The sequence below is a fragment of the Campylobacter rectus genome (assembly GCF_004803795.1).
Lineage (GTDB): Bacteria > Campylobacterota > Campylobacteria > Campylobacterales > Campylobacteraceae > Campylobacter_A > Campylobacter_A rectus.
In genome coordinates, this window is the sequence record NZ_CP012543.1 from 1091114 (window position 1) to 1105176 (window position 14063).

Annotated in this window: 14 protein-coding genes and 2 pseudogenes; 11 read left to right on the top strand and 5 right to left on the bottom strand. The window is 46.0% G+C overall.

The window, feature by feature from the left end; translation table 11 throughout:
* The first annotated feature begins 20 nt into the window (after positions 1–20).
* The 9 genes from CRECT_RS05170 to CRECT_RS12960 all read left to right on the top strand — a co-directional run bounded on the left by CRECT_RS05170 (position 21) and on the right by CRECT_RS12960 (position 8515).
* Positions 21–914: a polyprenyl synthetase family protein gene (locus tag CRECT_RS05170; protein WP_002945724.1), complete on the top strand. Its 894-nt coding sequence runs from the start codon at positions 21–23 to the stop codon at positions 912–914.
* Positions 914–2206, top strand: coding sequence for a glutamyl-tRNA reductase (gene hemA, locus CRECT_RS05175; protein ID WP_002945746.1), 1293 nt, complete (start codon positions 914–916; stop codon positions 2204–2206). Before CRECT_RS05170 ends, hemA begins: the two co-directional genes overlap by 1 nt.
* On the top strand, positions 2203–3915 hold the full coding sequence (locus tag CRECT_RS05180) for a proline--tRNA ligase (RefSeq protein WP_002945738.1): 1713 nt from the start codon (positions 2203–2205) through the stop codon (positions 3913–3915). The genes hemA and CRECT_RS05180 overlap by 4 nt, the downstream gene beginning before the upstream one ends.
* Positions 3912–4349 carry an FxsA family protein gene (locus CRECT_RS05185; protein ID WP_002945727.1) on the top strand — a complete coding sequence of 146 codons (438 nt, stop codon included), beginning with the start codon at positions 3912–3914 and terminating at the stop codon, positions 4347–4349. Before CRECT_RS05180 ends, CRECT_RS05185 begins: the two co-directional genes overlap by 4 nt.
* A complete protein-coding gene (hemC, locus tag CRECT_RS05190) occupies positions 4337–5266 on the top strand; it encodes a hydroxymethylbilane synthase (protein WP_002945736.1) in 930 nt (309 codons plus the stop codon). Before CRECT_RS05185 ends, hemC begins: the two co-directional genes overlap by 13 nt.
* A 78-nt stretch (positions 5267–5344) precedes the next feature.
* On the top strand, positions 5345–5632 hold the full coding sequence (locus tag CRECT_RS05195; protein ID WP_227932212.1) for a hypothetical protein: 288 nt from the start codon (positions 5345–5347) through the stop codon (positions 5630–5632).
* A gap of 305 nt (positions 5633–5937) precedes the next feature.
* Positions 5938–6153, top strand: coding sequence for a hypothetical protein (locus tag CRECT_RS05200; RefSeq protein WP_002945748.1), 216 nt, complete (start codon positions 5938–5940; stop codon positions 6151–6153).
* A gap of 73 nt (positions 6154–6226) precedes the next feature.
* Positions 6227–8035, top strand: coding sequence for a menaquinone biosynthesis decarboxylase (locus CRECT_RS05205; RefSeq protein ID WP_002945752.1), 1809 nt, complete (start codon positions 6227–6229; stop codon positions 8033–8035).
* Between the two features lie 348 nt (positions 8036–8383).
* Complete coding sequence (locus tag CRECT_RS12960) at positions 8384–8515, top strand: hypothetical protein (RefSeq protein WP_002945734.1); 132 nt, start codon at positions 8384–8386, stop codon at positions 8513–8515.
* Between the two features lie 40 nt (positions 8516–8555).
* Here CRECT_RS12960 and CRECT_RS05210 read toward each other — a convergent pair.
* The 5 genes and pseudogenes from CRECT_RS05210 to CRECT_RS05230 all read right to left on the bottom strand — a co-directional run.
* A pseudogene (locus CRECT_RS05210) lies at positions 8556–8843 on the bottom strand (transposase); the annotation flags it as partial.
* A gap of 10 nt (positions 8844–8853) precedes the next feature.
* Positions 8854–9554 (bottom strand): annotated as a pseudogene (locus tag CRECT_RS05215) (IS1595 family transposase).
* A 448-nt stretch (positions 9555–10002) separates the two neighbouring features.
* Complete coding sequence (locus CRECT_RS05220; RefSeq protein ID WP_002945588.1) at positions 10003–10674, bottom strand: formate dehydrogenase subunit gamma; 672 nt, start codon at positions 10672–10674, stop codon at positions 10003–10005.
* Positions 10671–11612, bottom strand: a complete 942-nt coding sequence (locus CRECT_RS05225) for a 4Fe-4S dicluster domain-containing protein (protein WP_002945553.1) — start codon at positions 11610–11612, stop codon at positions 10671–10673. Before CRECT_RS05225 ends, CRECT_RS05220 begins: the two co-directional genes overlap by 4 nt.
* Before the next feature lie 74 nt (positions 11613–11686).
* A complete protein-coding gene (locus tag CRECT_RS05230; RefSeq protein WP_002945602.1) occupies positions 11687–11872 on the bottom strand; it encodes a hypothetical protein in 186 nt (61 codons plus the stop codon).
* A gap of 66 nt (positions 11873–11938) precedes the next feature.
* Between CRECT_RS05230 and CRECT_RS05235 the strand changes: the two genes are divergently transcribed.
* The gene (locus CRECT_RS05235) at positions 11939–12772 is read left to right on the top strand and encodes a thiamine-phosphate kinase (RefSeq protein WP_002945552.1); all 834 of its coding nucleotides are present in this window, start codon (positions 11939–11941) and stop codon (positions 12770–12772) included.
* Entirely contained in the window at positions 12750–13874 is a 1125-nt protein-coding gene (gene truD / locus CRECT_RS05240; RefSeq protein WP_002945590.1) for a tRNA pseudouridine(13) synthase TruD, read from the top strand. Before CRECT_RS05235 ends, truD begins: the two co-directional genes overlap by 23 nt.
* Positions 13875–14063: the final 189 nt, after the last annotated feature.

The following is a 14063-nucleotide window of genomic DNA, read 5'->3' on the forward strand; positions in this document are numbered from 1 at the left end:
GTAAAATTTAAGTGAGCCAAATGGAAAAAATCGACGAAATAATGAAAAATTTTATCGCGGAGCTAGGATACGAGCCGGCAAACGCGATGTTCGAGCGGATAAATTCCGGCAAAAAGCTGCGCTCTAAGCTGCTTTTAAAAATAGCGGGGCAGAGCGAACAAAGTCTAAAAATTTGCGCGATTATCGAGCTTATTCATCTAGCTAGCTTGCTTCACGACGACGTGATAGATGACGCGGGCACCAGACGCGGCAGTCCGAGCATAAACGCGAGTTTCGGCGCCAAAAACGCCGTGATGCTGGGTGACATCCTCTACTCAAAGGGCTTTTACGAACTCTCAAAATTTCCGCACGAGATCGCGGGCGAGATATCGGGCGCGGTGAGTAAGTTGAGCGTGGGCGAGATGATGGACGTGGAGCTATCGGCTAAATTTAACGAAAATATCGCGGCGTATGAAACGATGATCTACTATAAAACCGCCGTTTTGATCGAAGCCGCCGCTGCGGTCGGAGCAATGCTGGTGGGACTTGAAACTCGTAATTTTAAAATTTACGGTAAAAATTTAGGCCTAGCTTTTCAGATAATCGACGACATCTTAGATGTCACGCAAGATGCCGCCACGCTTGGAAAGCCCAATTTCAGCGACTTTAAAGAGGGCAAAACGACGCTGCCTTACATTTATCTTTACAAGAGCTTAAACGAAGCGGACAAAGAGGCGCTAAAAAGCCTTTTTAAAAAGGATCTGAGCGAGGCCGAGCGCGGCTGGGTGAGAACAAAGATGAATGAAACCGGCGCGATAGAAAAAAGCGTAAATTTAGCCAAAAAGCTAGGTCTTGAGGCGATAAAATCGGTAGAGAAATTTAACCCGGACGGCCTAGAAAACATCGTAAAATCAATGATAGATAGGGAATTTTAATGCATTATGCAAGCGTGAGCTTTACGCACAAAAACACCGACATCTCCGTGCGCGAGAAGCTCTCTTTCTCAAATATCGAGCGCAAAAACGAAATTTTGCGACTCATCGGCTCGAGTCAAAACATCAACGAGTGTATGGTGCTTAGCACCTGCAACCGCGTCGAGATCATCGCCAGCGTCAAGGAGCTAGAAGGCGCCAGCAAGCACGTCATCGCCTGCATGTCGCTCATCTGTGGTATCCCTTTTGAGGAGCTGCAAAGTAGAGCCGACATCTACGAGGATAACGGCGCCGTGCATCATCTCTTTGCTGTGGCTAGCTCGCTAGATAGCCTGGTTATCGGCGAAACGCAGATCGCAGGGCAGCTGAAAGAGGCTTATAAATTTGCCCGCTCCGACGGCAAATGCGGCGCGAAGCTGGGCAGGGCGATGGAGTTTGCCTTCAAATGCGCGGCCGAGGTGCGAAATAAAACCGATATCTCTAAAAATCCGATCTCGGTCTCAAGCGTTGCGGTAGCGAAGGCAAAGGAGGTTTTCGGCAGTCTAAACGGTATGGAGGCCGTGATCGTGGGATCCGGCGAGATGGCTGAGCTTGCCGCAAAGCACCTCATAGCAAACGGCGCTCGCGTCGTGATCTTAAGCCGAAATCAAGAGCACGCTAAAAATTTAGCCCTGACGCTGGGTGATAATAATAAATTTGACGCGCTCTCAAATGCTGCGCAATACATAAATAAACACCAAGTCGTCTTCTCTGCGACCGCATCTCCGCATCCGGTGCTCATTGATGCGATGGTCGAACCGCGGGAGTTTAAGCGCTACTTTTTCGATATCGCCGTTCCGCGCGACATCGCGATCACGGAGAGTGAAAATATCAAAATTTACGCCGTGGACGACCTGCAAGAGATCGTAAATAAAAACCTAGCTCTGCGCGAAGAGCAAGCTCAGATCGCATACGGCATCGTCGGGCGAAATACGGCGGCGTTTTTTCAGATGCTGCGCGAGCTAGCCGTCACGCCGCTAATCAAAGGCATCAGAGAGCAAGCCAAAGAGTGCGCCGGGAGGGAGCTAGCAAAAGCCCTAAAAAAGGGCTATCTAAAGCATAGCGACGAAGAAGAGGCGTATCGCTTCATACATCAGGTTTTTAAAGCGTTTTTGCACTCTCCGACTATAAATTTAAAAAGCCTGGCAAGCGCCGAGCAAAGCGAAGCTCAGTTAAAAGCGATCGGGCAAATTTTTAACGTTAAAGAGAAATCGACGCAGGATGAAAACAATGAATTTGAATGGGAGAACGAATGAAATTTAGCAAACTTTACGCGCCGACGGCAAAAGAAGCGCCCAAAGACGCGAGTTTGGCAAGCCACAAATTTTTGCTCCGAGCGGGCTACGCCGAGCAGGTGGGTAGCGGACTTTATAACTTTTTGCCGCTTGGCAAACGGGTGCTTGAAAATATAAAAAATATCGTCAAAGAGGAGCTTGACGAAGCGGGCGCGCAGGAGATATCGATGAGCTTCGTCACGTCTGCGGATCTTTGGCGCGAGAGCGGACGTTTTGACGTCTACGGCAAGGAGCTTTTGCGCTTTAAGGACCGCAAAGAAAACGACTTTGTGCTAAGCCCGACAAACGAAGAGAGCGTGGTCGCGCTCGTGCGAGGCAAGGTAACGTCCTACAAGCAACTGCCGCTAAATTTGTATCAGATAAATACCAAATTTAGAGATGAAGCAAGGCCGAGATTCGGGCTACTTAGAGGGCGCGAGTTTTTGATGAAAGACGGATATAGCTTCCACGCAAACGCCGAGGATCTGGACCGCGAATTTGACCTGATGGAAAAAACTTATAGCAAAATTTTTACTCGTCTTGGGTTAAATTTCCGCGCGGTTAGAGCCGATAGCGGCGCGATAGGCGGCAGCGGAAGCAAGGAATTTATGGTGCTGGCAAATAGCGGCGAGGACGATATCATCGTCTGCGAAAACTGCGACTACGCCGCAAACATAGAGGCCGCAACCCGCGCAAAACGAACGACGCAGGCCGAAAGGCCCGAGGCCGATGCGGCTAAATTTTTAACGCCCGATGCCAAAACCATCAAAGACGTGGCGGAGTTTTTTAGAGTTGATGAGTTTTACTGCATAAAAGCTGTGATAAAAAAGGCGATTTTTATTGACGCCAAAGGCGAAAAGAGTGAGAAAATCGTGGTATTTTTCGTGCGCGGCGAGGACGAACTACAAGAGGTCAAGGCTCAAAACGCGTGCGCAGCGCTCGAGCTAGCGGACGCGACCGAGGCCGAGATTGCGGCGGCCGGGTTAGTCGGCGGATTTTGCGGACCGGTCGGACTAAAGGGCGTGGAGTTTTACATCGATAAAGAGCTTGAAGGCGAGTCGCAGATGATCTGCGGCGCAAACGAGCGGGATTATCACTTCGTCGGCGTTAGCGTTAGCAGCTTTAACTCTGAGCGCTTCAAAGACTTAACCGCCGTAAAAGCGGGCGATAAGTGCCCTTGCTGCGGCGGAAATTTAAGCGTTAGTAAAGGTATCGAGGTCGGGCATATATTTAAGCTGGGCACCAAGTACTCAGAGCCGATGAATGCTACGTTTTTGGATGAAAACGGCAAGGCAAAACCGTTTATTATGGGATGCTACGGTATCGGCGTTAGCCGCCTGGTAGCCGTCGCCGTCGAGGCCAAGCACGATGAAAAAGGCATAATCTGGAACGAAACCCTATCTCCGTTTAAATTTGAAATCATCATCTCAAATTTAAAGGACGAAGAGGGCGTCAAATTTGCGCAGGGGCTTTACGAGGACTTGCGCGAGGCGGGCGTTTCGGTGCTACTTGACGATAGAAATGAGCGCTTTGGCGTTAAAATGAGCGAATTTGAACTGATGGGATTTCCTTATGCCGTGATCGTGGGCAAGGGGCTGGCAGAAGGCACGGTAGAGCTTGTTACGCGGGGTGGCCTAGTTAAAGAAACGGTCAAAGCGAGCGAAATTTTAGCGCGCCTAAAGAGCCTATGATAAAGCATTTTTTTACGCCCTACGTCGTTTTGGAGATCGTGGCGGCGTATTTTTTTATCCACGCGTACGGATTTTTAAATTTAGTCCTTGAGGTCATCGCGTCGGCCGTTTTGGGGCTATTTTTTATGTTTCGCGTCGGATTTTTTCAGCTCACGAGCAATATCGCGTTTTTTAAGCCATCAGACGTCTTTAGTAGCGTAGGTATGGCGATCGGGGGCTTTTTTATGTTTATCCCAGGGCTTATCACCGACGTTTTTGGTGCGGCGATCGTAGTGGTCGCATTTTTTGCAAATTTAAAAAACGGCGGCGAACGCAAGAGCGGGAGCGAATATTATTACGAAAAATTTGAAAGCAAACAGAGCAAACCACGCGATGACGGCGATATCATCGACGTCGAAGTCGTAGAAGAAAAGGGGCAAATATGGAAAAACTAAAAATCGCAACGAGAAAAAGCGTGCTGGCTATGTGGCAAAGCGAGCATATCAGGGATAAAATTTTATCGCGCTACCCGGAGCTTGCGGTCGAGCTAACCGGTATGAAAACCAAAGGCGACGTGATACTCGACACGCCGCTAGCTAAGATCGGCGGCAAGGGGCTTTTTACAAAAGAGCTAGAAGACAGCATGCTAAGCGGCGAAACGCACATCGCCGTGCATAGTCTAAAAGACGTGCCCGTCGTATTTCCGGAGGGGCTAGTGCTAGCCGCGATCTGCTCGCGCGAGGACGTGAGAGATGCGATGTTAAGCGAAAAATACGCTAAATTTGAGGATTTGCCCGAGGGCGCGCGCGTGGGCACGACCAGCCTGCGCCGCAAGATGCAGCTTTTAGCGATGCGTCCGGACCTTGAGATAATCTCGCTGCGAGGCAACGTCCAAACTCGTTTGCGCAAGCTAAAAGAGGGCGAATTTGATGCGATCATACTAGCGATGGCGGGCGTAAACCGCTTAAATTTACGCTCCGAGGTCGCGCATATAGTGCCGTTTGAGCTAGATCAGATGATACCTGCGATGGGGCAGGGGGCGCTCGGTATCGAGGCTAGAGAGGACGCTGAAATTTTAAATTTGATAGAGTTTTTGAAAGATGAAAAAGCTGTGATAGAGACGACCGTGGAGCGCGATTTCGTCGCGATGCTAGAGGGCGGCTGCCAGGTGCCTATCGGCGTAAATGCAAATTTAAACGGCGATAAGATCGAGATACGCGCCGTCGTGGGACTGCCCGACGGTAGCGAGAGCATACGCGAAAATATCGTCGCGCAAAAAAGCGAGTGGAAAAGCGTGGGCGCCGAGCTTGGACGGATATTTATCGGCAAGGGCGCAAAAGAGCTGCTAAAACGCGCCGAGGAGATGGCGTAGAGGCGTGCTTGAGCTAAATTTTAAAGCAAAAGCCGTAACCACTACTAAATAGCAAAGACAACTACTATATGATCGGTCTTGCAGAGGGCAAATAGGGCTACAAACTACATAATCTTTCAAAGACCGATCAAACTCAAAAAAGATGACGATGAAAACGCCGATATAAACGGCCTATACGCGGAGTTTAGCGGCGACGTTTGCTACAACGCTTGCAAATGCGCGAGGGTCGCTGATAAAACCATCGTTTTTGAAGTGAAGGATAGCGTCATCAGCGCCAATATAGAAGGCGTGAGGCTAAATGAACGCTTTATGAAATACTGCAAAGAGATATTCGGCGAGCTGCTAAAGCGTAGCGTATCAAAATAATTTGTTTAAATTTAGAGATAAAAAGACAAAAATTTCTAAAATTTGCCGCCGTTTCGGGGTCGCAGCACTACCTATCGCGCTAAGCGCTAAAAGCGAAAATACGGGTAAAGTATCGCGAAATAAAGCAACTATGAAACGCTCTGAAAAGTCTATAAACAGCGCAGACGAGGCGGCGTTAAAAGAACTTGGGTTTTAAAGCGCCTTTCGTCACGCTTGCTTCGCCTGAGCAGAGGGTATTTCGTGGTAGCAAAAATGATGCGAGATAGCTTCTCTGACGTGTAGCGAGCGATGCAAGATACGGTGTAGTGGACGCGGTAGCCGATGAGCGCTGCGTTGCGGTGTATTGGCTCTGCACGGGTACGCATGAGTACGACTTTTACGGGCGTTGCAGCGACGGGACGAAAATTTTACGCTTGCGTAATGAATTTTTATTATTTAAAGGGCGAGGCAAGATCGCAAACGACGTGGCGGCGGAGGGTATGATCGATACCCTGCGAGCTATCGGCGCGTGCGATAAATAGTCGCTCCCTGTTTTGCTTCGCCTTTTTCAGCTATTTTTGGCTAAAATCGCCCAAAAATCAAAAAAGGCGAAATATGGACTACATCAAGCTTCTAAAAGATAACGGCCTACTGCGCGTCATCGACGAGCCTGCGGATATCGATCTAGAGATCGCACACGCAAGCTACATCGAGGTCAAGCGAGAAAACTCGCAGGCGCTGCTTTTTACAAATCCTATCTGCAAAAAAACGGGACGCAAATTTGCTCCCGTACTAACCAATATCTACGGCTCAAAGCGCGCTTTAGAGCTTATTTTCGGACGGGATCCGGACGAGATCGCGGACGAGATCGAGCGGCTTTTAAAACTCAAAAAGCCTAAGAGCTTTGGCGAAAAGCTAAATTTTGCCGCGTATTTGTTTGAGATGAGAAAAATTTTCACGAAAAGATTAAAGGGCGAGGGCGAGTGCCAGCAGGTCAAATTTACGGGTGATGAGGTCGATCTGTTCTCTCTTCCCGCGCTAAAGACGTGGCCGCTTGACGGAGGCGCCTTTATCACGATGGGGCAGGTCTATACGCAGAGCCCGGGCGGCGAGCTGCAAAACGTCGGCATGTACCGATTGCAAATTTACGATAAAAATCGTCTCGGCATGCACTGGCAGATCCACAAAGACGGCGCGAATTTCTTTAACGAATACAAGCGCGCAGGCCGCAAGATGCCCGTATCCGTGGCTATCGGCGGAGATCCGCTCTATATCTGGTGCGGTCAGGCGCCGCTGCCAAAGGGCGTGTTTGAGCTGCTGCTTTACGGCTTCATCCGCAAAGAGCCCGCCAAGCTCGTAAAGTCGCTGACGAATGAAATTTACGTCCCGCACGACGCGGACTACGTGATCGAGGGTTTCGTGGATACGGATAAATTTGAGTTTGAAGGGCCGTTTGGCGATCACACAGGCTTTTATACGCCGATCGAGCCATTTCCCGTTATGGAGGTTACGGCGATCACGAGCAAACGTGAGCCCCTGTTTCACGCGACCGTGGTCGGCAAGCCGCCGCTTGAGGATAAGTATATGGGCTGGGCTACCGAGCGCATTTTCCTGCCGCTTTTGCGCACGACGGTGCCTGAGCTTCTAGACTACAACATGCCTGAAAACGGCGTCTTTCACAACCTGATCTTGGCTAAAATCAACGCCCTTTATCCGGCTCACGCCAAGCAGGCGATGCACGCGTTTTGGGGCGTGGGGCAGATGAGCTTCGTTAAACACGCAGTTTTCGTCGGCGAGGATGCGCCAAATTTGAGCGATTATGGCGCGCTTACAGAGCACATTTTAAACCGTTTCGGCGAAAAAAGCTTGCTAATCAGCGAAGGCGTGTGCGATCAGCTAGATCACGCGAGTCCAAACTCGTGCTTTGGCGGTAAGCTGGGAATCGACGCGACGCAGGATTTTTCGATGCCTGCGCCGTCACTTTTGGATGATGCCGCACTGCTGGCTAAATTTAAAGAAATAGAGCCGAATTTAACGCAGCTCGTGCAGTTTAAAACAAATACCAAAACTCCGATTTGCGTCGTCAAATTTGACAAAAACCGCCTCGTAAAAGAGGTTTTTGATGAGCTTTTGAAATTTAAAGAGCACTTTAAACTGCTCGTTTTCGTCGGTCCCGAAAACCGCCTGGAAAACCCGTATATGCTGCTTTGGTGCGTGACAAATAACATCGACGCCTTGCGCGATATCTACGTGCGTGAGGGTGCGGTTTGCATCGACGCCACGGCAAAAGGTGAGGCCGAGGGCTATACGCGCGGCTGGCCGCTGCAAACCGACTGCGACCGCGAAGTCGTGGCGGATCTGGTTAAGCGCGGCGTAATAAAAGACGAACCCGAGCTATTTAGCAAATTTGAGATTTTCGGATAGCCTATTTTGCTTAAACCGGTCTTAAAGCAAGGCTGGTTTAAGTAAATTTGATAAATTTTATATTTAAAATTTGCTTTGTATTATAAAAATATTACCGAAAGTCGTTGTTTTTGTATAACGAGTAAATTCTAAACCGATCAATATTTAACATCATACCGATTAACTCAAAAATGTAATTTAATATAACGCATAAATTATTAAGGAGTATAAAAAGATCACGACTTTAGCGCTATTTTTAGCAGCTATCAGCTCATTTGGTTTTGCAAAAGAGATAACCATAGTGGCCGTTATACCTGCAACAAGCCCCGTTGCTACGTATGGACAGGCGGTTTGCGGGTGCCTTGTAAAATGTGTCTAACTTTAAAAAACGGCGATACCATCAAGGTCGTTTTTGCTAGAATCATAGGCGAGAAGATTGAGCTTCAAATGCCTATTTTGCAAAATAAAGCCGTAGGAATCATCGGCGAGCTTATCGTGTGAAACATAGTGCAGGTAACTGCAGCGGATAAAAACAAAAGGCTCAATTAAACTTAAGCGGATTTTTTCTTATCAATTTTAGTAGAATATGATAGAGCTCTCTTGTATCTCTCTTATTATTATATCTAAATTCGCATTCCTTTAGGTGCAACAGAAAATTCTCTTTCTTTATCCCTTTAAATTTAGCTAGTCTATGTTTAGCGTATCCCCAGAAATTCTCAATGCCATTTATATGATTTTTACCATTAGCGAATTCATTCTTTGAATGTTTTACTCTGTAGTGTGCTTTAGCTCCATAATCAACCAAGCCATCGTAAGCTTTCCAACAATCTAAACATGGCTCAATTAAACTTAAGCGGATTCTCTCTTATCAATTTTAACAGTTTCTGATATAAGTTTTCCTGTGTAGTTTTAGTATTATATCTAAATTCGCATTCTTTAAGATGAAGTAAGAAATTCCCTTTCTTAATGCCTTTAAATTTAGCTAGTCTATGTTTAGCGTATCCCCAGAAATTCTCAATGCCATTTATATGGTTTTTCCCATTAGCGAATTCATTTTTGGAGTGTTTTACTCTGTAGTGTGCTTTGACTCCGTAATCAACTAAACCATCATAAGCTTTCCAACAATCAGAATAGATAGTAGAACTATCAAGCTCGCTAAATTCCTTCAGTATCGGCAATAGCTCATTAGCAGAGCAGTTTTTAACTATTTGGGTATATACCTTACCGTCACGCTTTAGCATTCCAAATACCGGTGTTTTATTTGCTGCACTCTACCTCTTTTCCCCCTTACTCTCTTAGATCCGAAGTAACTTTCATCAATCTCAAAGCGAAGCTTCTAGGCTGGCTTGGAAATTTCACCGCTAAATTTACTTATCTTTTCACACTCTTTAGACATAAGAATTCTTATTTCTCTAAAGATTTTGCATAGTGTTACTTCTGAAATTTTAGTTAAATTCGATATCTTTGATGCTTCTATATCCTCTGCGAAGTACTTTAAAATTTCTCTAAATTTCTTTTCTGAAATTCGGGAACGGACTATATATTTGTTTTTTAACTTCGCTACGCTCGTTACTTTTCAAGAACATAGTTCTCATCGTAACTTACTGCCCCTTTGTATGAGCTTAAGTTAAAGAGAGCCAAACAAAATTTTAGTCCTCGCATCTGATAAACTCTTGATAATGTAAAATTCGGTGCAGAAGAAAAATGCGATCCGCTTTGTCGCAATGAAAGGGATCGTCGGCGGCAAATCGTTAATCCTTAAAATTTATACGACGAATCTCGGAGCGATGATGGGTTTTTCACTATTTTTACAAAATATGGCGAGCAGTGTTTTAAGCACAAAAAAGGAAGATTAAAAATTTATAAAAAATATCTCGAGCCAATCAAGACGAATGACGATAGGTTGAGATGTCTAAAACATTTTTTGAAAAAGAATTCGCCAAATTTAACATCAAGTATGTAAATTTGGCAAAATAAAAGGTCGGCGTCTAAGAAAATTTAGACTCGTCTTTGATATCTTTCCATAAGCTATGTCGATGTTTGGCGTATTTTGCATCTATTTTACCGCTAAACATACCGCTTATAAGAGGTCGATTGGCTTTTGGAACGAAGGCCATTAGATGAGCTATTATGAACAAAATTATTAAAACCATACCTAGATTATGAAGTGTAGCGGCCCATATATAAAGATCGTTTGAGATATCAAATCCGAGTATATTTTTATACGATTTTATCATACCCGTAACTATCAAAAGCGCTATTATAAGCACTCCGCCGATGTAGGCTATGCGCTGTTCGGGTAGATACTTGTCGCTTGCGGGCTCTTTTGATCCCGTCATCATTGCTTTAATCACAAGAAAGCTGTTTTTGATATCTCCTTTTCTTGGAACTATATCAAATTCGCGCTTCATAGTATGATATACGACGTGATAAAATGCAAAAAATATAAGTGCCGCAGAAAATACATAGTGCAGGCTTAGAGTGAAATAATAATCCCCGCTCCATTCAAAAATTTTGGCTATATTGTATCTCTTTGCAATCGGCATTTGTAAAATCCCGGTTACTATTAGGCCAAATATACTTATGGCTATACCCCAATGAATAACGCGGTTTTGTAGGCTTTGTCTTTTTATTTTTTGTTTATCGGCATTTGAGATCATTTTTTGTCCTTTATGCTCTTTATGACGGCTATGCTCGCAGCGCCTATAGCGGCAAGAGGAGCTACCAGAGTCGCAGCGGCTAAAAATTCCGATTTTTCCATAGGGTTTGGATGTTTTTTCATATCCATTATTCCCATTTTTGGCTTGTTTTCGTATTTTTTGGATATTGCGCCGTCGATTTTATTAAAATCAACCGAGCTTACATAGATGGTTGATGTGCCGCCGTTTTCATCCATACCGTATATAAAGCGAGTTTTTTTCATCTCGTTTGCAATGGCGAAAATTTCATCTCGCTTTCCGAATTTTATAGCATTTTTAGGACAGGCGACCTCGCATGAGGGCTTTTTATCTTGCTCTAGTAGATCCTTGCACATATCGCACTTAAACATTACGCCGCCGCCGGCCAGTTTTGGCATCACTTTTAGGTATATACCCACTCCCGCCTGTCTTTGAGGCACGCCCCACGGGCAAGCATCCCTGCACTTTGCACCGCCAAAGCAAAAATTTTTATCTATATCTACTGCGCCTTCTTCGCTCTTGCTTATAACGCCAAAAGGGCAGATCTTTTGACAAGGAGGGTGATCGCAGTGCATACAGCGTCTAGGGATATGGAGCGTTTTTCCATCTACTTCGAGCTTTTCTATATACGTGAAGTTATACGGAGTAAGCCTTGAGATATTATCTTTTTGTTTTGAGTAGTCCTCGTGCTTGGTCTGAGGCCAGTAGTCCATCATAGGCTCTTTTGGAACGGGAAATATAGGCTCGTTTTTGATCTTGCACGCCTTTACGCATAGCGGCATAGTCTCGTTTGCGCAACCGTCGCAAAGATCTATATCGATGATACTTGCTATCTGTTTATCAGGCAGTGCTTTAGCCTCTACAGCGGTCGCTCCAAGCGCAGAAACAGCGCTAAATTTGAAGAAATTTCGTCTATCCATCGCTTATCCTTTTTGTTTATGCTACTATCATCGCTGTGATTTTTCAGTAACAATATTACAAAAAATAGGTGAAGTTATATCGGATGAACTTTTAGTTTGTGCTCTTTTAGACTCTCTGGAGTCTCGCCGCTACTTGCGATAACGGCTAGCTCGCCCTCTCTTAATATATAAAAATTATGCAAGCTTCCGCCGTTAATTTTTTCAAGCTCTTTTGATATGGTGTCGAACATATAAAACGCTCTCTCATCGCCTGCTACCAAAAATCAACTTTCCGGCTTAACTAACGTTTGAAGTAGATTTTAACGTCAAATTTTATAAAATGCGGTATGGATAAAGAACGCCTGATAATCGACAAATTTAGCAACTCCTTCATCGGCGACGACGGTGCCGTCGTGGCGCATGAGCGCGGCCGCTTGGTGTATAGCAAGGATCTTTTTTGCGAGGGGACGCACTTTCGCGCAGGCTGGCTTAGCATGGAGGAGATCGCGCGCAAGGCGATGCTCGTAAATCTCTCCGACGCCGTCGCGATGAACGCCGAGCCTAAATTTGTGCTTTTGGGACTTGGGCTACCCAAAAACACGAGCGCGGCGCAGATCTCGGCGCTACGCAAGGGATTTGCCGACGTTTGCGACGAGTACGGCGTGACTATCATCGGCGGCGACACGATCGGCAGCGATAAAATTTTACTTAGCGTTACGATCATCTCGCGCCTCCGAGGCAAGGCGGTTTTACGAAGCGGCGCGAAAAATGGCGATCTAGTCGCTTTTACGGGCGAGCTTGGAGGCAGTCTAAAAGGGCTTAGGACGCTTTTAAACGGCGGACAGGTAGCGTCAAATTCGCGCTTTAAAAGACCTGTTTTAAAGGATAAATTTTTCTACGCCGCAGCGGATAAGATAAACGCCGCTATGGACGTTTCAGACGGGCTTGGCACAGATCTGGCCAAGCTTTGCGCGCAGAGTCGCTGCGGGGCTAAATTTATCAAACGGCTAAGCAAACACGAGCTAAATAGCGGCGAGGAATACGAGATTTTATTTACGTTTAGTACGAAAAACCGCGCCAAAATTTTAAGCCTCGCTCGCAAAACCCGCACCAAGATCACGATTTTTGCAAAAATAACGAAAGGAAAATTTAAAAGCAATGCAAGAAACCACCATTTTTAAGCCTCTTTACGCGCTTACTCACGCGCCCATTAACGCGTATTTTAGTAAAAATTCGGACGATTTCGTGGTGCGCGAGATCCCGCTTTACGCATTTAGCGGGCAGGGCGAGCACCTGATAATCGAAATTTGCAAAAAAGATATGACGACGCAAGAAGCCTTGCACGCTCTAAGCGAGGTTAGCGGCGTAAAGATGCGGGATTTCGGCTACGCGGGGCTAAAAGATAAGCAAGGCATGACGACGCAGTTTATCTCGATGCCGCGTAAATTTGAGTCGGCGATTGCAAATTTTAGCCATGAAAAGATGAAAATTTTAAACCTTAGCGCGCACGATAATAAGCTTCGAATCGGGCACTTAAAGGGCAATAGTTTTTTCATCCGCCTAAAAAAAGTGATGTCTGGCGAAGCGGCTAAGCTGGAGCAAGCCGTCCGGAACATCGATGAGGCCGGGTATCCAAACTACTTTGGCTATCAGCGTTTCGGCAAATACGGCGACAATGCCGCAAGCGGGCTGGAGCTGTTAAAATCGGGCACCGTAAACGGCAAAAAGAGCAAAAATCCAAAGCTAAACGACTTTTTGATCTCGGCATATCAGAGTGATCTTTTTAACCGTTGGCTTAGCAAACGCGTGGAGATTTCGAGGTTTGCGCAGGATTTTAGCCTAGGCGAGTTAGCTCAAATTTACCCGTATCTTGACGGCGAAAATTTGAAAAATTTAAAATCGCAAAAGAGATTTTTTAAGCTGATAGAGGGCGAAGTTTTGGGGCACTACCCGCACGGTAAGTGCTTTTTGTGCGAGGATTTGGACGCGGAGGGCGCGCGCTTTGACGCTAGAGATATCACTAGCTGCGGACTGATCGCGGGCGCGAAGGCGTATGAGGCGCAGGGCGCGGCTAGGGTGATAGAGGATCAAATTTTCGCGCAGGCAAATGAATATAAAGCTAAAATGACGGGCTCAAGGCGCTTTGCGTGGTGCTATTTGGAGGATGCGAGCTACAAATACAACGAGGAAAAAGCGCACTTTACGATAAATTTCACGCTGCAAAAAGGCAGCTACGCGACGGTGGTGTTAGAGGAAATTCTTCACAAAAACATCTTTGAGTGATTTTTAAATAGCAGCTTGTCTCGCGAGTGTCTTTAACGGAGCTAGTAAAAATTTAGCTTGATAGGCTATATGCCTTATCTTTGCTAATTTTTTACGTCGCTTCTGCTTGCAGTTGCGACCGCAAGGGAAGCAAAGCCCTTAAATCCATCTCGCGATACTTCGCCTTGATTTCTTGTATTTAAATTTGAA